This window comes from Cohnella lubricantis, from assembly GCF_014212015.1.
GTDB lineage: Bacteria > Bacillota > Bacilli > Paenibacillales > Paenibacillaceae > Cohnella > Cohnella lubricantis.
The window spans coordinates 15,689-42,528 of record NZ_JACJVN010000008.1 but is presented as its reverse complement, the minus strand read 5'-3'; the positions used below and the strand labels follow the sequence as shown (position 1 = coordinate 42,528).

The 26,840-nt window shown below is 57.9% G+C and carries 26 protein-coding genes; 18 read left to right on the top strand and 8 right to left on the bottom strand.

The features are described from left to right. The 7 genes from H4Q31_RS21310 to H4Q31_RS01660 all read left to right on the top strand — a co-directional run. Positions 1-333: hypothetical protein (locus H4Q31_RS21310; RefSeq protein WP_221626691.1), on the top strand; the 333-nt coding region annotated here is incomplete at its 5' end. A gap of 344 nt (positions 334-677) precedes the next feature. After that, entirely contained in the window at positions 678-866 is a 189-nt protein-coding gene (locus H4Q31_RS01685; protein WP_185177339.1) for a glutamate decarboxylase, read from the top strand. Positions 867-995: 129 nt separating this feature from the next. Further along, positions 996-1,892: an acetyl-CoA carboxylase, carboxyltransferase subunit beta gene (gene accD, locus H4Q31_RS01680; RefSeq protein WP_185177338.1), complete on the top strand. Its 897-nt coding sequence runs from the start codon at positions 996-998 to the stop codon at positions 1,890-1,892. Continuing rightward, entirely contained in the window at positions 1,882-2,883 is a 1,002-nt protein-coding gene (locus H4Q31_RS01675; protein WP_185177337.1) for an acetyl-CoA carboxylase carboxyltransferase subunit alpha, read from the top strand. Before accD ends, H4Q31_RS01675 begins: the two co-directional genes overlap by 11 nt. Before the next feature lie 106 nt (positions 2,884-2,989). Next, positions 2,990-4,744: a pyruvate kinase gene (pyk, locus tag H4Q31_RS01670; RefSeq protein ID WP_185177336.1), complete on the top strand. Its 1,755-nt coding sequence runs from the start codon at positions 2,990-2,992 to the stop codon at positions 4,742-4,744. Positions 4,745-4,867: 123 nt separating this feature from the next. Continuing rightward, entirely contained in the window at positions 4,868-5,341 is a 474-nt protein-coding gene (locus tag H4Q31_RS01665; RefSeq protein WP_185177335.1) for an acyl-CoA thioesterase, read from the top strand. Between the two features lie 38 nt (positions 5,342-5,379). Beyond that, positions 5,380-5,784, top strand: a complete 405-nt coding sequence (locus H4Q31_RS01660) for an FxsA family protein (protein WP_245347268.1) — start codon at positions 5,380-5,382, stop codon at positions 5,782-5,784. 67 nt (positions 5,785-5,851) lie between these two features. Here H4Q31_RS01660 and ytvI read toward each other — a convergent pair whose 3' ends face one another. Next, complete coding sequence (gene ytvI / locus H4Q31_RS01655; RefSeq protein ID WP_185177334.1) at positions 5,852-6,976, bottom strand: sporulation integral membrane protein YtvI; 1,125 nt, start codon at positions 6,974-6,976, stop codon at positions 5,852-5,854. A gap of 348 nt (positions 6,977-7,324) precedes the next feature. Here ytvI and H4Q31_RS01650 point away from each other — a divergent pair, with 348 nt between their 5' ends. Then, positions 7,325-7,486, top strand: coding sequence for a mechanosensitive ion channel protein MscL (locus H4Q31_RS01650; RefSeq protein WP_185177333.1), 162 nt, complete (start codon positions 7,325-7,327; stop codon positions 7,484-7,486). A gap of 63 nt (positions 7,487-7,549) precedes the next feature. On the opposite strand, the gene H4Q31_RS01645 is transcribed toward H4Q31_RS01650, so the two are convergent. Further along, complete coding sequence (locus H4Q31_RS01645; protein ID WP_185177332.1) at positions 7,550-9,112, bottom strand: Ppx/GppA phosphatase family protein; 1,563 nt, start codon at positions 9,110-9,112, stop codon at positions 7,550-7,552. Between the two features lie 302 nt (positions 9,113-9,414). Between H4Q31_RS01645 and citZ the strand changes: the two genes are divergently transcribed. The 4 genes from citZ (at position 9,415) to H4Q31_RS01625 (ending at position 13,779) form a co-directional block, all read left to right on the top strand. Then, positions 9,415-10,530: a citrate synthase gene (citZ, locus tag H4Q31_RS01640; protein WP_185177331.1), complete on the top strand. Its 1,116-nt coding sequence runs from the start codon at positions 9,415-9,417 to the stop codon at positions 10,528-10,530. A gap of 112 nt (positions 10,531-10,642) precedes the next feature. Then, on the top strand, positions 10,643-11,938 hold the full coding sequence (gene icd, locus H4Q31_RS01635) for an NADP-dependent isocitrate dehydrogenase (RefSeq protein WP_185177330.1): 1,296 nt from the start codon (positions 10,643-10,645) through the stop codon (positions 11,936-11,938). Positions 11,939-12,306: 368 nt separating this feature from the next. Further along, positions 12,307-13,251: a malate dehydrogenase gene (mdh, locus tag H4Q31_RS01630; RefSeq protein WP_185177329.1), complete on the top strand. Its 945-nt coding sequence runs from the start codon at positions 12,307-12,309 to the stop codon at positions 13,249-13,251. A 102-nt stretch (positions 13,252-13,353) separates the two neighbouring features. Continuing rightward, positions 13,354-13,779 carry a hypothetical protein gene (locus H4Q31_RS01625; protein ID WP_185177328.1) on the top strand — a complete coding sequence of 142 codons (426 nt, stop codon included), beginning with the start codon at positions 13,354-13,356 and terminating at the stop codon, positions 13,777-13,779. 191 nt (positions 13,780-13,970) lie between these two features. On the opposite strand, the gene H4Q31_RS21855 is transcribed toward H4Q31_RS01625, so the two are convergent. Continuing rightward, entirely contained in the window at positions 13,971-14,057 is an 87-nt protein-coding gene (locus tag H4Q31_RS21855) for a putative holin-like toxin (protein WP_221626696.1), read from the bottom strand. A gap of 133 nt (positions 14,058-14,190) precedes the next feature. Continuing rightward, positions 14,191-14,790 (bottom strand): 5'-deoxynucleotidase, encoded by a 600-nt coding sequence (yfbR, locus tag H4Q31_RS01620; RefSeq protein ID WP_185177327.1) that lies wholly within the window; start codon positions 14,788-14,790, stop codon positions 14,191-14,193. A gap of 86 nt (positions 14,791-14,876) precedes the next feature. On the opposite strand from yfbR, the gene H4Q31_RS01615 reads away from it, so the two are divergent. The 3 genes from H4Q31_RS01615 to H4Q31_RS01605 all read left to right on the top strand — a co-directional run bounded on the left by H4Q31_RS01615 (position 14,877) and on the right by H4Q31_RS01605 (position 19,088). Further along, positions 14,877-16,418: a fumarate hydratase gene (locus H4Q31_RS01615; protein WP_185177326.1), complete on the top strand. Its 1,542-nt coding sequence runs from the start codon at positions 14,877-14,879 to the stop codon at positions 16,416-16,418. A 21-nt stretch (positions 16,419-16,439) separates the two neighbouring features. Beyond that, positions 16,440-18,236: a two-component system histidine kinase PnpS gene (gene pnpS / locus H4Q31_RS01610; protein ID WP_185177325.1), complete on the top strand. Its 1,797-nt coding sequence runs from the start codon at positions 16,440-16,442 to the stop codon at positions 18,234-18,236. A gap of 120 nt (positions 18,237-18,356) precedes the next feature. After that, a complete protein-coding gene (locus tag H4Q31_RS01605) occupies positions 18,357-19,088 on the top strand; it encodes a response regulator transcription factor (protein ID WP_185177324.1) in 732 nt (243 codons plus the stop codon). Between the two features lie 428 nt (positions 19,089-19,516). Here H4Q31_RS01605 and H4Q31_RS01600 read toward each other — a convergent pair whose 3' ends face one another. From H4Q31_RS01600 to H4Q31_RS01590, 3 genes are all read right to left on the bottom strand, one after another. Next, positions 19,517-20,239 (bottom strand): amino acid ABC transporter ATP-binding protein, encoded by a 723-nt coding sequence (locus H4Q31_RS01600; protein ID WP_185177323.1) that lies wholly within the window; start codon positions 20,237-20,239, stop codon positions 19,517-19,519. Beyond that, positions 20,232-21,692, bottom strand: a complete 1,461-nt coding sequence (locus H4Q31_RS01595; protein ID WP_185177322.1) for an ABC transporter substrate-binding protein/permease — start codon at positions 21,690-21,692, stop codon at positions 20,232-20,234. The genes H4Q31_RS01600 and H4Q31_RS01595 overlap by 8 nt, the downstream gene beginning before the upstream one ends. A 177-nt stretch (positions 21,693-21,869) precedes the next feature. Further along, positions 21,870-22,739 carry a helix-turn-helix domain-containing protein gene (locus tag H4Q31_RS01590; RefSeq protein WP_185177321.1) on the bottom strand — a complete coding sequence of 290 codons (870 nt, stop codon included), beginning with the start codon at positions 22,737-22,739 and terminating at the stop codon, positions 21,870-21,872. Positions 22,740-22,859: 120 nt separating this feature from the next. On the opposite strand from H4Q31_RS01590, the gene H4Q31_RS01585 reads away from it, so the two are divergent. The 3 genes from H4Q31_RS01585 (at position 22,860) to H4Q31_RS01575 (ending at position 26,145) form a co-directional block, all read left to right on the top strand. Further along, positions 22,860-23,939 carry a Gfo/Idh/MocA family protein gene (locus H4Q31_RS01585; RefSeq protein ID WP_185177320.1) on the top strand — a complete coding sequence of 360 codons (1,080 nt, stop codon included), beginning with the start codon at positions 22,860-22,862 and terminating at the stop codon, positions 23,937-23,939. Positions 23,940-24,028: 89 nt separating this feature from the next. Continuing rightward, a complete protein-coding gene (locus tag H4Q31_RS01580; protein WP_185177342.1) occupies positions 24,029-24,991 on the top strand; it encodes a sugar phosphate isomerase/epimerase family protein in 963 nt (320 codons plus the stop codon). A gap of 20 nt (positions 24,992-25,011) precedes the next feature. Continuing rightward, the gene (locus H4Q31_RS01575) at positions 25,012-26,145 is read left to right on the top strand and encodes a Gfo/Idh/MocA family protein (RefSeq protein WP_185177341.1); all 1,134 of its coding nucleotides are present in this window, start codon (positions 25,012-25,014) and stop codon (positions 26,143-26,145) included. A 192-nt stretch (positions 26,146-26,337) separates the two neighbouring features. Here the strand turns inward: H4Q31_RS01575 and H4Q31_RS01570 are convergent, their stop codons facing one another. Then, positions 26,338-26,745, bottom strand: coding sequence for a cupredoxin domain-containing protein (locus H4Q31_RS01570; protein ID WP_185177319.1), 408 nt, complete (start codon positions 26,743-26,745; stop codon positions 26,338-26,340). Positions 26,746-26,840 lie beyond the last annotated feature (95 nt).

Here is a 26,840-nt window from a genome sequence, read left to right as displayed (position 1 = left end):
ACTGGTGCGCAGCAGCGGCGCGTGCCTGCGGCGAAGCCTGCCGCAGGCACGGGCGCCGGCTCGCCGCAGCGGGCGGCCGTCGGCACCAGCGGCGCAAGCGCGGCGCAGCAGCGCGTGTACATCCGCATCGGCACGGAGCGCGAGCAGCCTGCCGTGCTGACTAGCCTCAAGCGGCTGCTCGCGACGCATCCGGGGCCGCTCCCGACGCTGCTCTTCTACGAGCGCGAGCGGCGCACCGTCGCGCTCTCGGACGAGCTGCGCGTGAAGCCCTCGCCGGAGCTGACCGGCAGCGTCGAGCGGCTTCTCGGCGAGGGCAGCATCCGCGTGAAGTGAAGCGAAGCCGGCTCCCCAACCCGAAATAATCGGGTTAGAGAGACCGCCTGCTGCGCATAAGTGCTTTGGTTCCGCCCGGCGGCTCTAATAGGGGCCAGCGCTCGCCCGCGCCGCCCAACCCCCGCCTCGCCGACGCTCGGTTGCTAGTCTTACAGCATCTGTGCTATCATTTCTGTATTGTGGAGTAACTCTGAAGCTCCCATGGTATTTCGGCGCAGCAGGTCCGTACGGCCTGCATTCGGGCTCATGCCGGAGGCAGTGGAAGTCCATGAAGAGCGGCTTTGATCCATTATGCTTGGCTCCTCTACTAACAGATTTTTGCCATCCATTGGGGGTACCGCTTCATGTGGACGGTCATTTACATTGCGCCGACCGCGAAGATTGCGGAACGGATTCAGACGCGCTTGACCGAGGAAGGGTTCCTCGTTCGGGTTCGCCCCATTAATTTGACTAAGCCTCAGTACGAGATATTGGTGCCGTCCGGAGAAGTACAGGAAGTGCAGGAAGTGCTCGGCAGCATTCTGCATTTATAATTTTCCGGATTCCGCCGGCTTGCGTTTGGCTTGCCCGGCGGATTGCCCCGCGCACGTCACGCCTGAACGAAGCGGACCGTTCCCGACCTACGGGCGGACCGCCATTTTTGCGCCTTGTGAGGTGTCGCTGTGTTTAAAGATTTTTTCCAGAAGAAGAAATACGCTGTCGTTCCGGCCCAGTCGAATTCGAACGCCCAGGCGGCTGACGATCGGCCCAAGCGGGAGATTCCGGAAGGGCTCATGAATCGTTGCCCGAAGTGCGGCAATATTCAGTTTACCAAAGAGCTGGAGAAGAACATGAAGGTCTGCTCCACCTGCGGACATCATTTTCGACTAACCGCCTTGGAGCGGATCGCGATGATCGTCGACGAAGGAACCTTCGCGGAGATCGATGCGAATCTAGTCTCGAAGGACCCGCTGAACTTCCCTGACTACAAGAAGAGGCTGGGGCAGCATGCAGCGAAGTCGGGTCTTCGCGAAGCGATTGTGACGGGGGAAGGGCTGATCGGAGAGTTCCCGGTCGTCATCGGCGTCATGAGCTTCGACTTCTTCGCCGGGAGCATGGGATCTGTCGTCGGCGAGAAGATTACCCGCGCGATCGAGCTTGCGATGGAGAAGAAGCTGCCGTTGCTCCTGTTCTCGACGTCCGGAGGGGCGCGTATGCAGGAGAGCATCCTGAGCCTCATGCAGATGGCGAAGACTAGCGCCGCTCTCGCCAAGTTCCAGGGGGACGGCGGGCTGTTCATCTCGGTCATGACCGACCCGACGATGGGCGGTGTCTCCGCGAGCTTCGCAAGTCTCGGCGATTACAATTTGGCCGAGCCTGGCGCGCTTATCGGCTTCGCGGGACGGATCGTCATCGAACAGACGATTCGCCAGAAGCTGCCGGATAACTTCCAGACGGCCGAGTTCAATATGCAGCACGGCCAGCTGGATCAAGTCGTCCATCGCAAAGACTTGAAGGCGTTCTTGACGAAGCTGCTCGACATGCACGCCGTGAAAGGAGAGCGAGCGGATGTCCGCTGAACTGCCCTTTGAGAAGCCTTTAGACGAGCTTCGCAAGAAGATCGACCACTTGCGTCAAGTCGGCATCGACCAGCAAATTGACTTCTCCGAAGAGCTGACGAAGCTGGAAGAGAAGTACAAGCAGTTGGAGGAAGAGATCTACAGCCGCTTGAGCGCTGCCCAGATTATGCATCTGGCGCGTCTTCACCAGCGCCCGACTTCGCTTGATTATATCCACTTGATTTTTACCGATTTCATTGAGCTTCATGGCGACCGCACGTTCGCGGACGATATGGCGATCGTCGGAGGATTGGCGAAGCTGAACGGCGTGCCGGTGACCGTCATTGGCCATCAGCGGGGCAAGGATACGAAGGACAACATTCAGCGGTTCTTCGGCAGCCCTCACCCCGAAGGCTTCCGCAAGGCGCTTCGCCTCATGCAGCAGGCGAACAAGTTCGGCCGCCCGATCGTGACGCTCATCGACACGAAGGGCGCGTATCCGGGCGATTCAGCCGAAGCGCGGAACCAATCGGAGGCGATCGCCCGCAATCTGCGCGAGATGGCGACGTTCGGCGTACCTGTCATCTGCGTCGTCATCGGCGAAGGCGGAAGCGGCGGCGCGCTGGCGCTTGGCGTCGGCAACCGCGTGCTGATGCTGGAGAACGCGATCTACTCCGTTATCTCGCCGAACGGCGCCGCGTCGATTCTGTGGAAGGACGCGTCCAAGGCGGATGAAGCTGCGGAAGCGATGAAGATTACCGCGCGCGACCTGAAGGCATTCGGCATCATTGAAGAGATCATCCCCGAGCCGAAGGGCGGCGCGCACCGCGATCCGGCCGCTTCTGCTGAAGCGGTCAAGGATGCGCTGTGGCGCCACTTGGAGGAGCTGTCCAAGATGACGCCGGAGCAGCTCGTTGAAGACCGCTACCGCAAGTTCCGGACGATCGGCGAGTTCGATGAATTGAACGATGCCGATATCCAGGCCGTAGCGGGCGCGGCTAGCTCCGAGTAACACCTGCATACTGCCGTTGATTTTCCCGATTCCTTCACGCCTTCCGGCGGGGAGGATCGGGTTTCAGTCATGTCTTGATTTGAACAAACGGAGGAACGATAACCCTATGCGCAAAACCAAGATTGTTTGCACCATTGGCCCTGCCAGCGAATCGCTCGAGAACACGAAGAAGCTGATTGAAGCAGGCATGAACGTCGCCCGCCTGAATTTCTCCCACGGCGACTTCGAAGAGCACGGCAACCGGATCAAGAACATTCGCCAAGCGAGCAAGGAGCTCGGCAAGACCGTCGCGATTCTGCTCGACACCAAAGGTCCGGAGATCCGTCTCGGCAAGCTGAAGGAAGAGCCGATCGAGCTCGTTCAAGGCGAGACGATCACGCTGACGACGGAAGAGATTCTCGGCGACCTTAACCGCATCCCGGTTACATATAAGGAACTTCCGAAGGACGTCGAAGTCGGCTCCACGATTCTGATCGACGACGGACTGATCGGCCTGACCGTTCTCGAGATCGCGGGCACGGAGATCAAGTGCCGCATCGTGAACAGCGGCCAGATCAAGAGCAAGAAGGGCGTTAACGTGCCGGGCGTCGCCATCTCTATGCCGGGCATTACCGAGAAGGACGCCAGCGACATCCGCTTCGGCATCGAACAGAACGTCGACTTCATCGCCGCTTCGTTCGTGCGCCGCGCCAGCGACGTGCTGGAGATCCGCGAGCTGCTGGAGCGCCACGGCGGCAGCCATATTCAGATCATCTCCAAGATCGAGAACCAGCAAGGCGTTGACAACCTGGATGAGATTCTCGAAGTATCCGACGGCCTGATGGTCGCGCGCGGCGACCTCGGCGTCGAGATTCCGGCGGAGGAAGTGCCGCTCGTTCAGAAGCGCATGATCGAGAAGTGCAACCGTGTCGGCAAGCCGGTTATCACGGCGACGCAGATGCTCGATTCGATGCAGCGCAACCCGCGCCCGACGCGCGCGGAAGCTTCGGACGTCGCGAACGCGATCTTCGACGGCACCGACGCGATCATGCTGTCCGGCGAGACCGCCGCAGGCAAGTACCCGATGGAGTCGGTGCAGACGATGGCCGCCATCGCCGTACGCGCGGAATCGGCTTTGCATTACCGCGAGATTTTCCAGAAGCAAGCGCAAGCCCAGCAGACGTCCGTCACGGAAGCGATCAGCCAGTCGGTCGCCATCTCCGCGCTTGATCTCGACGCGAACGCGATCGTCACGTCGACGGAGAGCGGCTATACGGCGCGTATGGTATCCAAATACCGCCCGAAATCCCCGATTATCGCCGTTACCCCGACGAACCACGTGCTGCGTCAGCTGCAGCTGGTCTGGGGCGTTACGCCGGTTGAGGGCACGCTTGCGGGCTCGACCGATGAGATGTTTAACGTTGCGGTTGAGGGCGCGCTTAGCACCGGACTCGTTCGTCTCGGCGATACGGTCATCATCACGGCCGGCGTTCCGGTCGGACGTTCGGGCACGACGAACCTGATCAAGATTCACCATATCGGCGATCTGATCGCGCAAGGACAAGGCATCGGCTCGCAGAGCGCGACGGGCAAAGTCGTCACGGCGCGCACGCCGGAGGAAGCCGTCCGCAAGATGACCAGGGGCGCCGTTCTGGTCGCTCCGTCGACCGACAAAGATTATATGCCTGCATTCCAGCAAGCGGCGGCAGTCATTACGGAGAGCGGCGGCATCACTTGCCACGCGGCAGTCGTCGGCCTGAACCTGGGCATTCCGGTTGTCGTAGGCGTCGCCGGTGCGATGGACAAGCTGGAGGATGGCATGGAAGTAACCTTGTATGCGGAGAAGGGCGTCATCTACTCCGGACAGGCGAAAGTGTTGTAAGACCGAATCGGATATCTGTTGACCTGAAGGAATAGCGGCCGCACAAGCCGCTATTCTTGCTTCATTTTCCAAAGGTATAACGATCATTAGACCGCTTCATCCGAGCAAGAGGAGGTTGCCGCTATGAGCGCATGGTTTAAGCATTCCTTGAGAGTCAGATACGGAGAGACGGACCGGATGGCCGTCGTTTATCATACGAACTATATCAATTGGTTTGAGATCGGTCGCACCGAATGGATTCGGCATACGGGCTTGGCGTATAGAGCCATTGAAGAGAGGGGCCTGCTCCTGCCGGTGGTCAATCTCGAATGCTCCTATATTCAACCGGCGAGGTATGACGATGTCGTCACCGTCTTCACCCGCGTCACGGAGTTTACCAAAGTCCGCATCCGCTTCGAATATCAAGTATTGCTCGGCGACTATACGGACGGCGGCGCGGAAGCCGAGTGTGCGGAGGTTCCCGAAGGGAAGGTTCTGGCCAGAGGCGCTTCGCTGCATGGCTGGATCAACAACAACTGGAAGGTGGTCGCGCTCGACCGGACCGCGCCGGAGATATATGAACTGATCAAGCGAACCATCGGCGGCGAAGCGAAGTAGCGCAGGGGCCAATTAATTGGCGGAATGGAGGGGAAGCTATGCTGCAGCGCAAAGCGGGTCTTATCGTGCTCGTTGCCATCGCCGCGGAGCTGGCTGGCATTATCGCGATGAGCTATTGGATCGGCGGTTGGGCGACGTTCGGGCTGCTGCTGCTCGGCGCCGTGCTTGGCGTTTATCTCGGCATGACGCTTGGGCGCAGGCATTGGGAGAGGGCGAAGAGCCAGCTCCGCGAAGGCCAGCCTCCGGGTCGGGCAGTGCTTGACGGAGTGTGCATCCTGGCGGGCTGCTTGCTGCTCGCGATCCCGGGCTTCCTCTCCGACATCGCCGGCCTGACGCTGCTGCTGCCGTTCATCCGGCCGCTCTATCGCGCGGGCTTGTACGTCTGGCTGGAGAAGAAGTTCCGCTCCGGCTCCTTCCCTATCTTCCGATGGCCGGGACGTTGATAGAGCGACTGTTCAGGTCAAAAAAATGATGGAGCGGGCGCCACTCTCGGCGCTCGCTTTCTTGCTGTCATTTGGTCAATCTTCCCCCATGAAGGATGAACCGCCCGATGTCCCGGAACACGTTCGCCCGATAACAAGCCGTCATCACGACGATCGCAACGGGGCCGATGATCAGCCCGAGGAACCCGAACAGCTTCAGCCCCACGAACATGGCGATCAGCGTTGGCAGCGGGTCGAGCCCGACGCTGGTAGCGAGCACCTTCGGCTCGATAATCTGCCTGGCGATGAGCACGATGCCGTACAGAATGGAGAGAGCGGTGCCCAGCCGCCAATCCCCGACGATGTATTGATAAGCGATCCAAGGAACCATCACGGCGCCGACGCCCAGATAGGGCAGCAGATCGATGAAGCCGATGAGCAGCCCGATAGACACCGCATCAGGAATGCCGATAATCCAGAGTCCGATGACGACGACGATCGCGGTGATCGAGATCATGATCAACTGCGCGCGGATGTAGCCCATGAGCGCATGCCTCAGATCGCGCGAGACGGCACCGACCCGCTGGCGCAGCGGCTTCGGGCACCAGCTGACCGCCCAGTTCAAATACCGGTTCCAATCCTTGCTGATAAAAAAAGAAGCGAGCAGCGCGACCACTGTAATCGTGGCGACTTGCGGAAGCGAAGTGAGCACGGTGACGATGCCGTTGAGCACCGCGGCGATCAAGTTCGATCCGGCCGCCGCGATCGCCCGGGTCGTATCGGCGATCCGTCCGTTAATCGTCTCCTGGTAATTCGGATTGTCACGGTAGAAGGCGTTAAGTCGCTCGATGAGGCTTTGGATATCAGGACGGGCGATGAAGCCGTTGATCGTCCGTTCCACGCCGCCTATGATCCGCTGCAGCGAGCCGGACAAGTTCATGATCTCGTTCACGAGCCGCATGACGAAGGCGGAGACAACCGTGAGCATTGACAAGGTGAACAGCATCAGTGTCAGCGTAACCGCGAGCCAGCGCGGGAGCCGGGCGCTCTGATGGAGGAAGTTCACGAGCGGATTCAAAGCGTAAGCGAGCAGCCAGCCCAGCACGAAGGGATATACAAGCGGAAGAGCCCAACCGATCGCGATGAGCAGACCAATCGAGGCGGCGACGGTCGCCGCAAGCCGCAGCCATTGGCCGCTTGTTTGCCGATCCATGCTTCGGACGCCTCCTTCCGTCTGCATCTACTATATTGTAGAAGCGGCCCGTCCGAATTAGTACAAGGCTTCCCGCCTCTTTGCCCGAGTTTTTTCGACTTGGGGCAAGCAGACAGCTCCTTTCTACCGCAGGCTAACAACTCATGCCAAGATCATGCTGGCCGTACGCCGGGAGCAGGGTCAGGCCATCGAGACGTAAGGCCACAGCGCTTCGCTCCAAACGGCAGATCCCGCCTCAGATTGAGACGGGATCTTTTTTTTTTACAAACTTCGAGGGCCGCCGCTAATCTAATCTTAACAATGGGCGAATAGAATGAATTTAATCGAACCTCAGAGAGGAGGACGTCTATGATCGTATTCGACGTCATTGTCGACGGCGTCGTCAGAGAGACGATTCGCCCGGATACGCGGAAGCTCAGAGACATCAGCCGGTACATGAACGATCAATTGAAGCTGATGGGCCGCAAATATGGTTATGAAGTGCATGTCAAAAGAAGAATGGTTTATTGAAGAATAAGGTGGCTCAGGCGCCTTATTTTTTTATGACTTAGGGATTATCCTCGAAGGAACGCGTCACTTTTGGGGGATGGGCTCCTTCGTCGCCGTCACGGACAGCTTGGGCGCGAACCCCCAATTCTTCTTGAACTCCTTCGCGATGGAGTCGACTTCCATTCGCTCGATCGGCATCGTGTGGCTGGCGGTCGCCGACAGCCGCAGCTTGTTGTGGCCCCGGACCGATACCTCCAGCGAGGAGATCGCCTGCGATTCGCTGCGGTCGAGGGCTGCCGCCAATTGAAGCAGAGAGCCCAGCTTCATCGCTAGGGTGAAATCCCCATCTCTCAGAATACGCCGGTAAGGCGATAGCTTCCGGCGAAGCGGATTCGCGCCGCGGTACGAAGCGATGCCGGCGGCAAGCACGATCTCACGGTGGGACAATCCGTTCCAATGGGCGTGCATCAGGATATAGAACGTATGGTCGGAGAAGTCTCCGGCATCGATGACCGCGCCGATCTTGAACAGCCGCGAAGCGGTGCTCAACAGCCTCCGGGAATCGGCCGGAAGCCCGGCGGTCGGGGCAAGGCGTTCGAACAGCTTCAGCGCCAGCCGGTTGACTTGGGCGAGATGTTCTTCCGGGACGGTAGGATATAATGCCGTCAAATTGCGAATGCTTTCTTCCAGAACTTGGTCTTCGGGTAACGGCTCTTCTTCCGGCATGCATGTCTCGTAGAACAGGCCGTCCCGCAGCCCGGCGCCGCAGACGACGATCTTCGAGGACGAGCTATGCCCCACGATGGCGCGAAGAATGGCGAGACCAGGGACGATGATGTCGGCGCGGTCTTTGGACAAGCCGGGCACTTTGCGCCGCTTGTCCAGGTTTAACGAAGCAAGCCTCGCGATCGTCTCCTGGAGCGTCGTCTCCGACAGCTCGAAGCCATGCAGGTTGGCATAGGGATAATCCTGCGCGCGCTGGCACAGCTTGGCGAGCGCGCGAGTCGTACCGCCAAGCCCGATCAGCGGCAAGTGCGCGTTCTCCGCAATCCAGGGGTAGGAACGCATGACGCCGATCATCTCCTCTTGCATCCGTTCCATTTGATGATCGGTAACAGGGCCGCTGTTCAGCGAATGGCGCGATGCCGTATTCACGCAGCCGAACGGAATAGAGATGCCGTGTACGAGCCGGCGTCCCCGAACCAGGCTGATCTCGGTGCTGCCGCCGCCGATGTCGACGAGCAGCGCGTCAGAGATACCCATGGTGCGGAGCACAGCAACGCTGCCGAATCGGGCCTCTTCGTCGCCGGAGAGCAGCTCAATCTCCAGTCCGGTCAGCTTGCGCAGCCTATCGAGCACTTGGCGGCCGTTCACCGCTTGCCGGATAGCGGCTGTCGCCACGGCGCGAGTCCGCGAAGCCCCGTTCATCTTGCAGATGCGGCGGAAATGCCGAAGCACCTCCGCCAATTCGTCTATCGCCTCAAGAGGAAGCAGTCCCTCGCTGGTCAGCTTCTCGCTAAGCCGAGCGGGCCATCTGGCTTGGTCGACGACGCGGTAAGCGCCCTTGCCCAGAACTTGATATACAGCGAGGCGTACAGTGTTGGAACCGATGTCGATCATGCCGGTGACTTGGGTGAATTGCTTCAAGTAGGGTGCGCCTCCTGGCCCTTATGGTATAGAACCTATTTTATCACCCGGAGGGCTGTGGCAAAAGAACCTTTATGGCAGCGATAAAGCAATTTTATCCCTGGTTTGGTTCCAATCGCTGTTCATATCGATTATCATTAGAAATGACTGAAATTGCGTTTCCATATCCGGTTTTCCTTGAGGAATCGCGCCGAATATCCGCTTTGCGCTGGCGGAGCATGCCGCATCTTTGGTTTGCGCAGCGGGAATCGCTTTGCGAGATGAGATAATCTCTATATTTTGTTAGAGAAGGAGAGAATTCAATGACGGCAACGAAAGGTCTTGAAGGCATTGTCGCCGCTTCTTCTTCGATTAGCTCTATTATCGATGGGGTACTTACGTATCGCGGCATCGACATCGACGAGCTGGCGGAGAAGGCGTCCTTTGAAGAAGTCGCTTACTTGCTGTGGCATGGCAAGCTTCCTACACGGCTGGAATTGAAAGGGCTTCAAGAGCAACTGGATCAATATGCGGTACTGCCGGAGCCGGTGATCGCCGGCCTAAAGCTGTATCCGAGCGGAACCCATCCGATGGCCGCGCTGCGCACAGCCGCCTCCAGCTTGGCGCTGTATGATGAAGAAGCGCAGGATATGAGCCGGGAAGCGAACGTTCGCAAGGCGATCAAGCTGCAGGCGCAGCTGCCGACGATCGTTGCGGCATTCGCGCGCATTCGCCAAGGCCAGGAGCCGATCGCGCCGAAGAAGGGCGTCTCCGTGGCGCACAACTTCCTCTACATGCTGACGGGTGAAGAGCCGGCGGCTGTGGCGGTCGAAGCATTGGACAAGGCTCTTGTACTGCATGCCGATCATGAACTGAACGCTTCGACGTTCGCGGCCCGCGTCACCGTCGCGACGCTGTCGGATATTTATTCCGGCGTCACCTCCGCGATCGGCGCCTTGAAGGGTCCGCTGCACGGCGGCGCCAACGAAGCGGTCATGGTCATGCTGGATGAGATCGGATCGCTCGCAGACGTCGAGTCCTATATTCAAGCCAAGCTGGACAAGAAGGATAAAGTGATGGGCTTCGGTCATCGCGTCTACAAGAACGGCGATCCGCGCGCCAAGCACCTGCAGCGGATGTCCCGCCAGCTCGGCGAGCTGAACAAGGATATGTCGCTCTATGAGATGTCCGTGAAGATCGAAGAGATGGTGACGGGTCAGAAAGGCCTCAAGCCGAACGTAGATTTCTATTCGGCTTCATGCTATACGATGCTGGGCATCCCGCGCGACCTGTTCACCCCGATCTTCGCGATGAGCCGTGTATCCGGCTGGACAGCTCACATTCTGGAGCAGCTGGCCGACAATCGCTTGATTCGCCCGCGCGCCGAATATGTGGGTCCGGTGAACCAACGCTACGTTCCGATCGCCGAGCGCGGCTGAACCGGCACGAATTCACCGGCGGACCGCCCGGGTCTCCGTAATGGGGACTTGGACGGAACGCCGGTTTGTTGCGATAATCAAACCATACGATACCTAGGAGGATATGTTAACTATGGCACAACTCGAGAAATTCGCTCCGCCGGCTTCCGGTCAACCGATTACCGTTCAGAACGGCGTCCTGAACGTTCCGAACAACCCGATCATCCCGTTCATCGAAGGCGACGGCACAGGCCGCGACATCTGGCGCGCTTCTAAGCGCGTGCTGGACGCAGCCGTTGAGAAAGCATACAAGGGCGAGAAGCAAATCGCTTGGTACGAAGTGTTCGCCGGCGAGAAGGCGTTCAACACTTACGGCGAGTGGCTGCCGAACGACACGCTGACCGCGATCCGCGAATACATCATCGCCATTAAGGGTCCGCTGACCACGCCGATCGGCGGCGGCATCCGCTCCCTGAACGTCGCGCTGCGCCAAGAGCTCGACCTGTACGTCTGCTTGCGTCCGGTTCGCTACTTCAACGGCGTTCCTTCGCCGGTCAAGCGTCCGGAGCTCGTCGACATGGTTATTTTCCGCGAGAACACGGAAGATATCTATGCGGGCATCGAGTATCAAGCCGAGACGGCCGATGTGAAGAAAGTGATCGACTTCCTGCAGAAGGAGATGGGCGTCAAGAAGATCCGCTTCCCTGAGACGTCCGGCATCGGCATCAAGCCGGTATCGTCCGAAGGATCGAAGCGTCTCGTGCGCGCCGCGATTGAATACGCGATCAAGCACAACCGCAAATCCGTTACCCTCGTACACAAGGGCAACATCATGAAGTTCACGGAAGGCGCGTTCAAGAACTGGGGCTATGAAGTAGCCGAGACCGAGTTCGCGGACAAGACCTTCACGTGGGGCCAATACGACAAGATCAAAGCCGAGCAAGGCGAAGAAGCGGCGAACGCGGCTCAGAAGGCTGCACTGGCGGAAGGCAAGGTCCTGATCAAGGACGCCATCGCAGACATCGCGCTGCAGCAGGTGCTGACGCGCCCGACCGACTTCGACGTCATCGCGACGCTGAACCTGAACGGCGACTACCTGTCCGACGCGCTGGCAGCGCAAGTAGGCGGCATCGGTATCGCGCCGGGAGCCAACATCAACTATGTGACCGGACATGCTATCTTCGAAGCTACGCACGGCACTGCGCCGAAGTATGCCGACAAGGACGTCGTTAACCCGGGCTCGGTTATCCTGTCCGGCGTTATGCTGTTCGAGCATCTGGGCTGGCTGGAAGCGGCTGATCTGATCTACAAGGGCCTGGAGAAGTCGATCAACAACAAGGTCGTTACTTATGACTTCGCCCGCCTGATGGAAGGCGCGACCGAAGTGAAGTGCTCGGAGTTCGCGGACGAGATTATCAAGAATATGTAACATTAAGCACCTTGATAGAGGCTGGGGAAAGGGGCTGCCGTTCATGCATACGGATTTTCGGATGCGGAACGTGCGGGGTGCGATGTAAGATCAGGCATTCGGAGAATTTCCGAATGCCTGATTTTGTAGCGGAAGCCATCTCCCTTATATCGCATTTTGATATGCGAGTCCGTGCTGTCACGGAATCAGGTTCTGTTAGAACGTCAGCGTCCAGCGGCGAATCGTGCAAGCTGCTATTCTCTAGCCTATTCGGTGATTAATACATGAAGCATATCTGTTGTTATCTCCTGTCTGAATCGAGGGGATAATGGTATAGATCGGAAAAATGCAGATACTCATAAGGATACGATGAATAGGAGGCAATCCATATGGCAATTAAGCGCGCGAAAATAACGGTTGTCGGAGCCGGATTCACCGGCGCGACCACTGCCTTGATGCTGGCGCAGAAAGAGCTCGGGGATGTCGTTCTGCTCGATATTCCCCCATTGGAGAACCCGACCAAGGGCAAAGCGCTCGACATGCTGGAATCCACTCCGGTCCAAGGCGTCGACGCCCGCATTACCGGCACCTCCGACTATGCGGACTCGGCTAACTCCGATGTCGTCATCATCACAGCCGGCGTCGCCCGCAAGCCAGGGATGAGCCGCGACGATCTCGTGAACACGAACGCCGGCATCGTGAGGTCCGTGTGCGAGAACGTGAAGGCAACGAGCCCGAATGCCTACGTTATCATCCTGTCCAATCCGGTTGACGCGATGACCTATGTCGCCAACAAGACGCTCGGCTTCCCGAAGAACCGCGTCATCGGCCAGTCCGGCGTCCTCGACACGGCCCGTTACAATACGTTCCTAGCGGAAGCTCTTCACGTATCTGTAGAGGATGTGCGCGGCGTTGTGCTTGGCGGCCATGGCGACGATATGGTGCCGCTCGTCCGCTATACGACAATCGGCGGCATCCCGGTCGACAAGCTGCTGCCGAAGGAGCAGATCGAGGCCATTGTCGCCCGTACCCGCGTTGGGGGCGGCGAGATCGTCAATCTGCTCGGCAACGGCAGCGCGTACTATGCGCCGGCGGCATCGCTCGTCCAGATGACGGAAGCGATCCTGAAGGACAAGAGACGAATCTTGCCGGTCATCGCCTTGCTTCAAGGGGAATACGGCTACAACGATCTCTTCATGGGAGTCTTGGCCGTACTGGGCGGCGACGGTATCGAGAAGATCCTCGAGATTGAACTGACAGCGGAAGAGAAAGCTGCATTGGACAAATCCGCAGACTCCGTTCGCAGCGTCATTCAAGTCGTCGAGAACGCCTGATTGAACAATGCCGTGCGGCAAAATGCGATTTTGTTTGCCGTCCGATATCATGTATACTGGGTTTGATAGGCTCTACATAGAGTTAAGGAGGATTCATCTTACATGAACATGATCATGTTGTTCCTGCACATAGTGGGCGCAGTCGGGATGGGGATCTATGCGATTCTTCCATTCCTTGCGGGACGCTTTAAGCAGCTGTCCAATCCTGCTCAGGAAGGGCTGGCGAGCGGTCTGCTGACTGCCGGCCGCATCGGCCAGTTCGCGCTTGTGCTGCAATTGCTGACAGGCGGTTATCTGATCTCGCAGAGCGACTATGAAGTTTCCTGGATGATTGTCGTCATCGTCTTATTCATCGCGATGGGCGCGCTTGGCGGCATTATGCAAGGTCCGCTCAAACGAATCAAAGCCGCGGCGGCAGGCAGCACGGACGCTTCCAGCGACGTGTCCCGCGTCCAGACGCTGAGCATCGTCACGCTGGTCGTATTCCTCGTCATTATCTGGCTGATGCAAGATCCTTGGTATGCCTGAGCCATCAAGCGACAAGACAGCTCCTCCTCTTCCTACGGGAAGGCGAGGAGCTTTTTTTGCACCGGACGAATCTTGATCCCTCTCCCGAAAAAAGAGAATAAGCCGGGTCAAGGACCGACCCGGCTCAACAACTCATAGGGGTGGTTGTTGCCCAGTATGGCTTCTTGCCTAACAGGTACCAACCGACCGGCCTACTTTTTCTTCTCTATATACGAGAGCAGTGAGATCAGGAATACACCGAATGCGAAGAGAACGGATAACGACTGAAAGAGATCCATGAACAGCCTCCTCCCTTCCGAAAGCTGCCCACCCTCCTACAAGTTGTACATTTAAAATAGCAATCTATGGGTAATAATGGAAGACCATAAAAGAACTATTTTTTCTACACGATCCGCTAGTCTTGCCGTCCTGTTAAATATCTTCGACTTCCTCCGACAGCTCGTCGATCGTCTTCTCGAAGCTGGGAGCGAGCTTGTTCAAGAACCAGTCGACCTCAGGCATGTTCAGCGACTGCAGCCGCTCTTCCATCTGGCGCCGCGCCGTCGCGAATTCCCGGTTGCCGGCGGACATCTCCTTCACGCACTTCAAGTAAGCGTCCAATACGTCCGCGGCCTTGACGAGCTTGGCCAGCTCGGGGGACTCCGCTTCGCGCGACAGCATCGACCGATAGACGTCCCGCAGCTCGACGGGTACCGTTCCCAGCAGCCGATCCGCTGCCAGCTGTTCGATGCGGCGGAAGTTGCCGAGCAGCTCGGGGTTGTGGTGCTTGACGGGCGTCGGGATATCCCCGGTGATCACTTCCGTCGCATCGTGGAACAGCGCATAAGAAGCGGCTTTGTCCGGATCGATGTCGCGTCCAAATACGTGCTTGGCAATATTGCCGAGCAGATGGGCAAGCAGCGCCGTATGGTACGAGTGTTCGGCGACATTCTCGGACGTCGTCTTGCGCATCAGGCTCCACCGTTCGATATATTGCAAGCGATAGAGGTAAGCAACAAAATGATGGGACATGATGGTTTCTCCTTCTCTCTCAACAGGTGTCTGTGTGCTATTATATAATTATTGAAGCATTGCGAACAGAGAGGAGCTGTTTGATTGTGTCTGCCTTCGAACAAAGCGTCTATGAACTTATTGTCGAGACGTCAACGAACTTGCCCGCCGACGTCAGGAGGACGATCGCCAGAGCGCGTGAAGCCGAGGATCGCGCCACCCGCGCCGGCTTGTCGCTGTCGACGATCGCCCAGAATATAGAGATGGCTGAATGCAACGTATCGCCGATCTGTCAGGACACCGGCATGCCTACGTTTATCGTCCATACGCCGGTCGGCGCCAACCAGATCGTCATGAAGCGAGAGATTCAGCAGGCGATTGCTCGCGCCACGAAGGATGGCAAGCTGCGGACGAATTCGGTCGATTCGCTGACGGGAGCCAATACGGGGGATAATCTGGGTCCGGGTACGCCGGTCATCCACTTCGAGCAATGGGAGAAGGATGAAGTAGACGTTCGCCTCATTCTGAAGGGCGGCGGCTGCGAGAACAAGAACATTCAGTACAGCCTTCCTTGCGAGCTGGAAGGGCTGGGCAAGGCCGGCCGCGACCTCGACGGCATCCGCAAGTGCATTCTGCACGCGGTCTACCAGGCGCAAGGCCAAGGCTGCAGCGCAGGCTTCATCGGCGTCGGCATCGGCGGCGACCGGACGACCGGCTATGAGCTCGCCAAGCAGCAGCTGTTCCGCCATATCGAGGACGTCAACCCGATTCCCGATCTCGCGAAGCTGGAGGATTACATCCTCGACAAGGCGAATCAGCTCGGCATCGGCACGATGGGCTTCGGCGGCAACGTGACGCTGCTCGGCTGCAAGATCGGCGTCATGAACCGGCTGCCGGCCAGCTTCTTCGTCTCTGTCGCTTATAACTGCTGGGCTTACCGCCGCCAAGGCGTTCTGCTCGACGGCAGCACGCATGAGATCAAGGAATGGATCTATGAGACTGGTTCAAATGTGAGAATGATAGAAGAGAACGAAGCCGCTGCAGCAGCTGCGGCTCCTGCGGCGGAGCGCCGCGAAGTGGTGCTGACCGCTCCGTTGACGGAAGAGCAAGTACGGTCGCTTCGGGTCGGCGACGTCGTCATTCTGAACGGCGAGATGCATACCGGCCGTGATGCGCTGCACAAGCACTTGATGGATCACGACGCTCCAATCGACTTGAACGGAGGCGTCATCTACCATTGCGGTCCGGTTATGCTGAAGGACGAAGCCGGCTGGCACGTCAAGGCCGCGGGGCCGACGACAAGCATTCGCGAGGAGCCGTATCAAGGCGATATTATGAAGAAGTTCGGCATTCGCGCCGTTATCGGGAAGGGCGGCATGGGACCGAAGACGCTCGCTGCGCTCAAGGAGCATGGCGGCGTATACTTGAACGCGGTCGGCGGTGCGGCGCAATATTATGCGGAATGTATTAAGCGAGTGAATGGCGTCGACTTCATGGAGTTCGGCATTCCGGAAGCGATGTGGCACCTGCAGGTCGAAGGCTTCGCGGCGATCGTCACGATGGATTCGCACGGCAATAGCCTTCATGCTGAAGTCGATCTTGATTCCAAGGAGAAGCTGGCGCAGTTCAAGGATCCCGTATTCGCCTAAGATTAACTCAGGAGAGTGCTCATGCACAAATTTCGCGTTAAGCTGACGGCGTTGTTCATGCTGGTAATCGGTCTGACGGTGATCGCGGCGGGCATTCTGATGGGACGGTCCTATCAGGTGAATCATCAGAACACGCTGAAGTCCCATATGATGTCCGAGATTCGAGTGCTGATTGCCGCGGCGCCTTGGCCTTCAGGCCAGACGGCAGCAGAACAGACGGCATATCTGGAGAGTCAAGCGCTGCGGTTCAAGGAACTGGCGGATATGCGGATAACCTATATTCGCCCGGACGGCGTCGTGCTCGGCGATTCCGATCATGATCCGGCGACGATGGAGAATCATGCGAACCGCAAGGAAGTGAAGGAGGCGATGGCTTCCGGCGTCGGGAGCAGCATTCGACGCAGCACGACGCTTGGCGAGAGCATGCTCTATGTGGCGATGCCCGTCCAACAGGACGGCAAGATCGAGGGAGTTGTGCGCCTCGCAGTCAGCCTGAGAGACGTGGAGCGCAGCTTGGGCAACATGTGGCTGGCGCTCGTGTTCGGTCTCTTAATCCTGTTCATGATCGCCGCGTTCATCAGCTATCGGATCGCGCGCAGCGTCACGCGGCCGCTGGAGCGGATGACATCGGCCGCGAAGCGGATGGCGAATATGGATTACGAGATTCGCATCCCTGTCGGGGGCAAGAAGGACGAGGCTAGCGAGCTGGCGCGCGCGCTCAACGCCATGGCGTCCAGCCTGCAAGGGCAGCTGGATGAGATCCGGCAGAACGAGGTTCGGCTCCAGTCGGTGCTCGATAACATGACCAGCGGCGTGGTCATGATCGATCCGAACGGCCGAATCAAGCTGTACAACCGGAGCGCGGAACAGCTGCTGGGCAGCACCGCTCAGGAGAGGGTCGGGCGGGGCTTCAGCGAAGCCAAGCAGCAGTACGAGCTTGTGCAGCTCATTCGAGAAGCGCTGCAGAGCCATGAGCCGCTTCACGAAGAGCTGACGGTCTACTATCCGGAGGAGCGGCTGCTCGAGCTTATCTTCGTGCCGATGCGCATGAATGAAGGCCAGGAGCCAGGGCTGCTGCTCGTCCTTCAGGACGTCACGGCCATCCGGAGGCTGGAGCGCATGCGCAGCGAGTTCGTCGCGAACGTCTCGCACGAGCTGAAGACGCCGGTCGCGGCGGTCAAAGGCTTCGCGGAGACGCTGCTCGCCGGGGCGGTGAACGATCCGGAGACGGCTCATTCGTTCCTCACGATCATTCACGACGAGAGCGAGCGGTTGAACCGGCTGATCGGCGACATTCTGGAGCTGTCCAAGATTGAATCCCGAAGATCTCCGCTTCAATTCTCGCCGATTGATCTGCATGCCTTCGTGGAGAGGCTCGTTGAATTCATGTCCACCGAAGCCGCGAAGAAGAATATACAGCTCGAATGGCAAGCCGAAGAGGGACTGTTCGTCGAGGCTGACGAAGACAGGCTTGGCCAAATTCTGCTGAATCTGCTTCAGAACGGCATCAACTATACGCCGGATGGCGGCAGTGTGCGGGTGAAGGCCGAATTGCTGGACGGAGACGGCTCGGAAGAGGATCGCGTTCGAATCACGGTGTCCGATACGGGCATCGGCATTCCGAAGAAGGATCTGCCCCGGATCTTCGAGCGCTTCTACCGGGTAGACAAAGCGCGTTCCCGCAGCTCCGGGGGAACCGGATTGGGCTTGTCGATCGTCAAGCATCTCGCCGAGCTTCATCACGGCTCCATTCGCGTGGAGAGCACCGTCGGGGTAGGCTCGCACTTTGTATTGGAACTGCCGTTAATTCAGCCATAAGAAGGGCAGCTTTTATTTAACGCATGTTTTACAATTCGATAATGTGAATTTTACATTGCCATGATAATATGAGCATAAAAAGGTGCAAACGGCAGATCTCGTGCCGGACCGGAGGGTGAAATGTCGGACAAGGTGCTGATCATCGAGGACGAGCCGACCATTGCACGGCTTGTCACGTACAACCTGTCGCAGGAAGGCTACGAGACGGAAGTGGTTGGCAACGGAGCGGAAGGCCTGCACACCGCCTTGCACGGAGAATATGCCATTATTTTCCTCGATCTGATGCTTCCGGGCATGAACGGCTTCGAGGTGCTGCAGAAGCTTCGGCAGAACGGAGTCAAGACACCGGTCATTATTCTGACGGCGCGCAATGCGGAGGAAGAGGTCGTGCAGGGGCTGAAGCTCGGTGCGGACGACTACATCACGAAGCCATTCGGCGTGGCGGAGCTGCTGGCGAGAACGTCCGCTGTGCTGCGGCGCTCCCGCAACGAGGAGTCCAAGGAGACTGGCGCGCCGACCGACGAGAAGGTTATTGCGCTCGGCGATCTGCAGATTTTCCCCGATAAATACGAAGTGTACTTGAACGGGCAGTGGATTACGCTGCGGCCGAAGGAATTCGAAGTGCTGCTGTACTTGGCGGAGCGCCCGGGAATCGTCATTACACGGGATGACCTGATGAACGTCGTGTGGGGCTTCGATTATATCGGCGGCCAGCGAACGGTCGACGTGCACGTCAGCTCGCTTCGCAAGAAGCTGGAGCTGAACCAGCAGACGGTGCAGATCGAATCGATCCGCGGCGTCGGGTACAAGCTGATGGTGAACCGCAGAGGCGGGACTTCTTCGGCGAAGTAGACGAGATAATAGGCAATAGGCGCTAGAGCGGCTCTATGGAGCTGCTCTTTTTTGATGAGATCGAACGGCATTCCGGAGCGATATCCCCCTTTTGCAACAACTGTGCCACTATCCCTTCGACTCAGACTATTATGAGGCCAATCGGGGTTCGGTGCCATTATCCCCTTGGTTCAGACGATCCTGGATATTGTATAGCGATCCTGAGCGAGTGGGATAGTGTGGATGTGCCATGACGTTATTCTGAGTGAATGGGATGATGGTATACTTCGTGGCCAAAGCGTAGTCGCCCTGAGCGAAAGGGATAGTGGCACAACCGAGGGAAAAACGCATATACGCATGAAAAAACCGGAGACAGAGGTCTCCGGTTTGCTGTCGATCGCGAAAGTGTACCCGCGAGGCGGCACGGTTCGACACGATGGGGTGCGGTGCTACAGTACCTGCTCCAGGAAGCGGGCGGCGCGTTCGGTCTTCGGCTTGGCGAAGAAGCTGTCCGGCGTGGAACGCTCGAGCAGCTGGCCGCCGTCGATGAAGTAGATCGTGTTGGCGGCTTCGCGGGCGAAGTTCATCTCGTGCGTCACGATCAGCATCGTCATGCCCGAGGAGGCCAGATCGCGGATAACCGCGAGCACTTCCTTGACCATCTCCGGATCGAGCGCGGACGTCGGCTCGTCGAAGAGCATGATGTCGGGGTCCATGGCGAGGCTGCGCGCGATGGCCACGCGCTGCTTCTGGCCTCCGGACAGCCGGGAAGGGTAGAAGTCCGCTTTGTCCTTCAACCCGACGCGATCCAGCAGCTCCATGCCTTTGGCGACCGCCTCCTCGCGAGACACCCCTTTGACGCGGGTCGGCGCGAAGATGAGATTGTCCATGACGGTCATATGCGGGAACAGGTGGAAATGCTGGAATACCATGCCGATATGCTGGCGTACGCGGGTAATATCGGTCTTGCGGTCCGTCAGGTCGACGCCGTCTATCGTAATTCGGCCGGAGGTTGGCGTCTCGAGCAAGTTGAGGCACCGCAGGAAAGTCGATTTGCCGGAGCCGGAAGGCCCGATGACGGCAACGACTTCTCCTTTGGCGACCGTAGTCGAGATGTCCTTTAGAACCTCATGTTTGCCGTAGCTCTTGGTCAAATGTTCAACGTTAATCACTTCGGCGCATCCTCCTTTCAAGCAGTCGGGCAAGCGAAGTCAGCACCAGTACGAGTACATAGTAGATCGCGCCGATGAATAACAACGGCTCAAGTGCCCGATACGTGTCAGCTTGCACGATGTTAGAGCGGCGAAGCAGATCGGCTACGCCGATGACCGACACGAGCGAAGATTCCTTAACCAGCGCAACGCATTCGTTGACGAGTGCAGGCAGAATGTTCTTGATCGCTTGCGGCATGATGATGCTGATCATCATCGTGCGATAAGGGATGCCGAGCGCAAGCGATGCTTCGCGCTGGCCTTTGTCTACGGCCAGAATGCCGCCGCGGATCGTCTCCGACAGGTAAGCGGCCGAGTTGAGGCCGAACGCCAGTCCAGCCGCAAGGAGCGGAGGGATGTTGTAATGGAACAACTGCGGAATGGCGTAGAAGAGCAACAGCAGTTGAAGCAGCAACGGCGTTCCGCGGAAGATGGACGTGTAGACCGTCGAGAACCATCTTAATGGCGGGATGTTCGATAGCTTGAACAACGATAGAACGGCTCCCCAGATGAAGCCGAACGCTGCCGAGACGATGGTGAACAGGAGCGTCACGTAGATGCCTTTGAGCAGGAAACTCATATACGGCTTCAGGACGCCGAAGTCGATCGTTCCGCCGCCAGAGTCGCTCGGAGCCGCTGTCTCCGTGCCGAAGCTTGCATCGATCATCTGCTGGAGCGTTCCATCCGACTTCATCTGTGAGAGGACGGAATTAAACTCCTCACGCAGCGGCGAGCCTTTCGGGAAGGCGATCGCATACCCTTCATCGCCGCCGGCGGCCGGCACCATGGTGAACTTCAAATTCTCATTGGCATTCGCATATCCAGCTGCAACGGCATCCTCAACGATAAGCGCATCGACGCGCCCTGCCTGCAGCGCTTGGATCAAGTCCGGAATCTTGTTCAGCGACAGAAGGGTGACGCCTTCCAATTCCTTGGCTGCCGTCTCCTGCGTGGAACCGAGCTGGACGCCGAGCTTCTTGCCCTTGAGCTCGTCCAGCGACTTGTATTCATGCCCGGATAAGGACACGATGGTATTCCGCGCTAGATAATAGCTGTCGGAGAAGTCGACGCTTTGCTTGCGTTCCTCCGTCACCGACATGCCGGACATAACGAAGTCGACGCGTCTTGTCTGCAATGCGGCGATCAAGCCGTCAAAGTCGGATGGAGAGATCTCCAGCTTGTAGCCGAGCTTGTCTGAGATATACTTGGCGATATCGATGTCGAGTCCGACGATCTCGCCGCTGCCGACGGCATCTACGCTCTCGTAGGGAGGGTAATCGGGCGATGTGCCCATCGTAATGGTTCGGGTCTCCGCATCTGCGCGTCGATCCGCAGATGGAACGAACAAATAGCCTGCCAGGATGATCAGGCAAGCGAGCGCGGTTACGATCCGCCCTGTTAAACCTTTCTTCATGAAGTCACTTCCAGCGATGTGATATTTTGGGCGGCACTTTAGAAAGCGCCTATGTTACTATACCCAAAAGCAAACCCTCCCTCAATGCCGAAAATTTACCTAAATATCCAGCCCGAACGCAGACGTCACAGCCGGTTCAAAAAAGAAAAGCGCCCGTGTGGGCGGATTATTTCGGGCTTATCTCCGGTTCCAGCCGAGCATCTTACGCTGGAATTCCTTAGGGGAACAATGGTTGAAACGTTTGAACATTTTGTAAAAGTGGGCCATGTTCGGCATCCCGGTCTGATCGCCGACTTCGCTGATGCTGAGGTCGCGGGTAAGCAGCAGCTGCTCCGCGCGTTTGATCTTGCGGAAGTTGACGTATTCGGTGAAGCTTAAGCCCATCGTCTTCTTGAAGAATTTCACGAAGTAGTAATAGCTCATGTTAATGAGCCGGCAAGCCTCTTCGACCGTAATGCGCTCGCTGATGTTGTCTTCCACATAGTCGAGCACCGGCTTGAGCCGGATCCGCTCGACGCGGTCCTGATCCGCCAGCAAGCCGAGCGTATCGCTGCGGATGAGAATGAGCAGGATGCGCTTGATGAGCAGGTTGACCGCGAGCTCGTAACCGCTTGCTTTGCGGAGCGACTCTTCGTAGATCTCGCGGATGCAGTCCGCCACGCCGCGCCTAGCCTTCTCGTTGTCCCGGAATATATAATTCATAGCGCTAAGCGGCACTTTGGTCTCGTTGAAGTATTGCAGATAAGGAATCGTGCTCTGGTCGAAAAAGGTCTGGAGATCGAATTGCAAGACGATATATTCGAGTCTCTCCCCGAAGCTGCGGTCGCGGTGAAGCTGCGAGCTTCCCAGAACAATGACGTCCCCTGCCTGCAGCGTATAGAGCTCGCTGCCCACTTCGACTTCCAATTTGCCTTGCTGGATCAGCATCAGCTCGCATTCCGGATGATGGTGCCAGTTGATGGGGAAGCTGCTATTGCGCTCTGCCAGCCATACTTTGATGGAGAGCAGAGGGTTCTCGTATTCTATCTTCTCTTTAAAAATATGCATAATGAGCAAGCCTCCCAGACAGCAAAATAGCATAATGACCACTCATGATCGGAGATGGGAATCAGGCAAACTAATGCTATACTTGAATTGTAGAAGGAAAACCTAAACTCTGCAAGGAGGATGGATCTGTTGAGTCAAGTTAATATTGGTATGATCGGCTGCGGCGGCATTGCGTTCGGCAAGCACCTTCCGTCGCTGGCCAAAGTACAAGAGGCGCGCTTGACGGCGTTCTTCGACGTATCGGAGGAACGCGCCCAAGAAGCGAAAGCCAAATTCGGTACACCGGATGCGAAGGTGTACGGTACGATTCAGGAGCTGCTGAACGACCCGGACGTGCAAGTCGTACACGTGTGCACGCCGAACGATACGCATGCGGAGATCTCCATCGCGGCGATGGAAGCCGGCAAGCATGTGCTGTGCGAGAAGCCGATGGCGAAGACGTCTGCGGATGCGCAGCGGATGCTCGAAGTATCCGAGCGGACGGGGCGCAAGCTGAGCATCGCTTACCAGAACCGCTTCCGCGCGGACAGCCGATGGCTGAAGTCCGCTTGCGCGAATGGAGAGCTTGGCGAGATCTACATGGCGAAGGCTCATGCGGTTCGCCGCCGCGCCGTTCCGACTTGGGGCGTGTTCCTGGACCAGGAGAAGCAAGGCGGCGGTCCGCTCATCGATATCGGCACCCATGCGCTTGATCTTGCCCTCTGGATGATGGATAACTATGAACCTCGCACGGTGCTGGGAACGACGTACCGCAAGCTGGCCGAGCAAGGCAGCCCGGCGAATGCATGGGGCAATTGGGATCCGTCCAAGTTCACGGTGGAAGATTCTGCGTTCGCCATGATCACGATGAAGAACGGCGCCTCGATCTGGCTGGAATCAAGCTGGGCGCTTAACACGCTCGACGTAGATGAAGCGAAGGTAACGCTGTGCGGCACCAAGGCGGGAGCCGACATGAAGGGCGGCCTGCGCGTCAACGGCGAAGAACACGGCCACCTGTATACGAAGGAGATCGTGCTCGGCAACCAATGGAGCGCGGAAGCGCCGAACGATTCGGCGGAGCGCGAAGCGCAGGCTTGGATCGATGCCATCCTGAATGATCATGCGCCTGTCGTGACGGCGAAGCAAGGGCTGGTCGTGCAGCAAATTCTGGAAGCTATCTACGAATCCGCTGCGCAAGGACAGGCCGTATCGTTCGTCTGATGGATGACAGCGCTTTATTTTTCTAGTAAACTATGTTTGTTGCTTAAACAAAGCTTGTCAATTGAACTCGGAAAGGTTAGGTGAAGGCTGTGAAACTTGGCGTTTTCCTTGTATTATTCGGCCAGCAGTCGCTGGAGCAGGCGCTGGACACGGCGAAGGCGGCGGGCGTTCAGGCGGTGGAGCTTGGGACAGGCGGTTATCCCGGCACCGCGCATGTGAATGCGGCCGCCATCGTTAACGATGAGGCGGCGATTAACCGAATTCGGTCGGCGGTGGAATCCCGCGGACTAACGATCAGCGCGCTCAGCTGCCACGGCAATCCGCTGCATCCCGACAAGAGCGCTGCCAAGAAGGATCACGAAGACTTCGTCGCCACCGTTCTGCTCGCGGAGAAGCTCGGCGTAGACACGGTCATCACGTTCTCCGGCTGTCCGGGCGAATCGCCGAATTCGAAGTACCCATCCTGGGTCACTTGCCCTTGGCCGCCGGATTTCCTGACGGTGCTTGAATGGCAATGGAATGAAGTAGCCATTCCTTACTGGAAGGAGCAGTCCGCCTTCTGCCGCCAGCATGGCGTGAAGGTCGCCATCGAATCGCATCCGGGCTTCCTCGTATACAACACGGAGACAGCGCTTCGGCTGCGCCGCGAAGCAGGCGACAATATCGGCGTGAACTTCGACCCATCCCACCTGTTCTGGCAGGGCATGGACCCGATTGAGTGCGTGAAGGCGCTCGGCGATTCGATCTATCATGTGCACGCGAAGGACACGAAGATCGACGCCCGCAACACGGCGCTGAACGGCGTGCTCGACACGAAGCATTACGGCGATATTCTGAACCGCTCCTTCGTGTTCCGCACCGTCGGATACGGTCATGACGACGAGTTCTGGAAGGACTTCGTCAGCGTGCTCCGTACGATCGGATACGACGGCGTCATCAGCATCGAGCACGAGGACGGCCTCATGAGCGTGAACGAAGGCTTCACCAAAGCGGCAGGCTTCCTGAACGGGCTCATTCTCAAAGAAAGTGCGGGTGAGATGTGGTGGGCGTAAACAAGAAGATCAATGTCGGCATGGTGGGCTACAAATTCATGGGCAAAGCCCACAGTCATGCTTATAAAGACGTGGGCATGTTCTTCGACATGGACGCGGACGTTGTCATGAAGGCGATCTGCGGGCGGGACGAGGAAGGCGTCAAGGCAGCTGCCGACAAGTTCGGCTGGGAGAGCTATGAGACCGATTGGCGCAAGCTCATTGCCCGCGACGATATCGACTTCGTCGATATCAATGCGCCGAGCGACGCGCACAAGGAGATCGCGCTGGCTGCGATTGCCGCAGGCAAGCACGTCTTCTGCGAGAAGCCGCTTGCGCTGAATCTCGCCGACGGGCGCGAGATGCTCGCCGCTGCCGAGAAGGCCGGCGTGAAGCACGGCATCTGCTTCAATTACCGCTTCCTGCCGGCCGTGCAGCTCGCGAAGAAGATTATCGACAGCGGCAAGCTGGGTGAGATTCACCATTACCGAGCGACGTATCTGCAGGATTGGCTCGTCGATCCGGAGGCCCCGCTTGCTTGGCGTCTTAAGAAGGAAGTAGCGGGCTCCGGCGCGCACGGTGACATCAACGCCCATAGCATCGACCTGGCGCGCTTCCTCATCGGCGAATTCGACCGGGTCATCGGACACAACCGGACCTTCGTCAAGGAGCGCCCGATTCCGGTGTCGATGTCCGGCTTGTCGGCCGTCGGTTCGTCCGAGAAAGGCGAAGTGACCGTCGACGACGCGACGGCGTTCCTCGCCGACTTCAAGAACGGCGCGATGGGCATGTTCGTCGCCAGCCGCTTCGCGACGGGGCGCAAGAACCACAACACGTTCGAGATACACGGCAGCAAGGGCTCGATCCGCTGGGACCTGGAGCGACTGAACGAGCTCGAAGTGTACTTCCGCGAAGATGAGCCGGAGTTGGCGGGCTTCCGCCGCATCATGGCGACTGAGCCGGAACACAAGTACGCAGCCAACTGGTGGCCGACCGGTCATATTATTGGCTACGAGCACGGGTTCGTGCACATTACGTACGAGTTCCTGCAGCATCTGGCGACGGATTCCCCGTTCGCGCCGACGTTCGCCGACGGCGTTCGCTGCCAGGAAGTGCTGGAAGCGGTCGATCTGTCCATCGAGCGAGGAGCTTGGGTAAGCGTCGACGAAGTATAATTTTGGCAGTATATATGCAGATCAAAAAAGCCTTCAGCGTCCGTTTGAAGTGGGGGTCAGTCCCCCCTGGACATTGAAGGCTTTTTTTGTTCTTGAAGCGCTATAGCGAACAAGAAGCTGTTCTGAAAATGCAAAACCCCCGCAAAGCAGTCGCCTCTTCGCGGGGGTTCAATCATGCGTTACCGATTCCGATTAGGAGACGGTGATCGTGCCGACCATGTTGTCGTGGCCGGAACCGCATTGGATGGAGCAGTTGAAGTCGAACGTGCCGGCTTTGTCGAGCTTAACTTCAGCCGACTCGCCGTTCTTCAGGCTAACGCCCAGGTCCGGAATTTCGACGCCGTGGTTGCCCGAAGCGTTCTTCAACGTGATTTTCAACGTGTCGCCGACATGAGCCTGAATGTCAGCAGGCGAGAACTGGAAGTTCGTTGCTTCAAGCGTGATTTCTTGTGTTTGGCCGCCAGCAGCCGGTGCGGATGCAGATGCGGTAGCAGCAGGGCTGTTAGCTGCGTTGTTGTTGCCGTTGTCGCCGCAAGCGCTCAGCGCCATTACAGCTGCGAGAGCAACGACGCTCAAGAACAAATAAGATTTTTTCTTCACTGGTATACCCCCTGAAGTCTGAAAAATGTATTGCGACTTAGTCTTACTAGTAAGGTTCCTGTCGACGAGAAAGTATACGACTTTTCCGTTGGTTC

What these genes read in the sequence shown, in the direction of transcription:
- H4Q31_RS01665 (WP_185177335.1), top strand. Translation starts at nt 4,868, where the DNA reads ATGAGCGCATGGTTTAAGCATTCCTTGAGAGTCAGATACGGAGAGACG.
- H4Q31_RS01660 (WP_245347268.1), top strand. Translation starts at nt 5,380, where the DNA reads ATGCTGCAGCGCAAAGCGGGTCTTATCGTGCTCGTTGCCATCGCCGCG.
- H4Q31_RS01685 (WP_185177339.1), top strand. Translation starts at nt 678, where the DNA reads ATGTGGACGGTCATTTACATTGCGCCGACCGCGAAGATTGCGGAACGG.
- yfbR (WP_185177327.1), bottom strand. Translation starts at nt 14,790, where the DNA reads ATGTCCCATCATTTTGTTGCTTACCTCTATCGCTTGCAATATATCGAA.
- pyk (WP_185177336.1), top strand. Translation starts at nt 2,990, where the DNA reads ATGCGCAAAACCAAGATTGTTTGCACCATTGGCCCTGCCAGCGAATCG.
- H4Q31_RS01675 (WP_185177337.1), top strand. Translation starts at nt 1,882, where the DNA reads ATGTCCGCTGAACTGCCCTTTGAGAAGCCTTTAGACGAGCTTCGCAAG.
- H4Q31_RS01595 (WP_185177322.1), bottom strand. Translation starts at nt 21,692, where the DNA reads ATGAAGAAAGGTTTAACAGGGCGGATCGTAACCGCGCTCGCTTGCCTG.
- H4Q31_RS01575 (WP_185177341.1), top strand. Translation starts at nt 25,012, where the DNA reads ATGGTGGGCTACAAATTCATGGGCAAAGCCCACAGTCATGCTTATAAA.
- H4Q31_RS01590 (WP_185177321.1), bottom strand. Translation starts at nt 22,739, where the DNA reads ATGCATATTTTTAAAGAGAAGATAGAATACGAGAACCCTCTGCTCTCC.
- H4Q31_RS21855 (WP_221626696.1), bottom strand. Translation starts at nt 14,057, where the DNA reads ATGGATCTCTTTCAGTCGTTATCCGTTCTCTTCGCATTCGGTGTATTC.
- icd (WP_185177330.1), top strand. Translation starts at nt 10,643, where the DNA reads ATGGCACAACTCGAGAAATTCGCTCCGCCGGCTTCCGGTCAACCGATT.
- H4Q31_RS01625 (WP_185177328.1), top strand. Translation starts at nt 13,354, where the DNA reads ATGAACATGATCATGTTGTTCCTGCACATAGTGGGCGCAGTCGGGATG.
- citZ (WP_185177331.1), top strand. Translation starts at nt 9,415, where the DNA reads ATGACGGCAACGAAAGGTCTTGAAGGCATTGTCGCCGCTTCTTCTTCG.
- mdh (WP_185177329.1), top strand. Translation starts at nt 12,307, where the DNA reads ATGGCAATTAAGCGCGCGAAAATAACGGTTGTCGGAGCCGGATTCACC.
- pnpS (WP_185177325.1), top strand. Translation starts at nt 16,440, where the DNA reads ATGCACAAATTTCGCGTTAAGCTGACGGCGTTGTTCATGCTGGTAATC.
- H4Q31_RS01650 (WP_185177333.1), top strand. Translation starts at nt 7,325, where the DNA reads ATGATCGTATTCGACGTCATTGTCGACGGCGTCGTCAGAGAGACGATT.
- H4Q31_RS01605 (WP_185177324.1), top strand. Translation starts at nt 18,357, where the DNA reads ATGTCGGACAAGGTGCTGATCATCGAGGACGAGCCGACCATTGCACGG.
- H4Q31_RS01585 (WP_185177320.1), top strand. Translation starts at nt 22,860, where the DNA reads ATGGATCTGTTGAGTCAAGTTAATATTGGTATGATCGGCTGCGGCGGC.
- ytvI (WP_185177334.1), bottom strand. Translation starts at nt 6,976, where the DNA reads ATGGATCGGCAAACAAGCGGCCAATGGCTGCGGCTTGCGGCGACCGTC.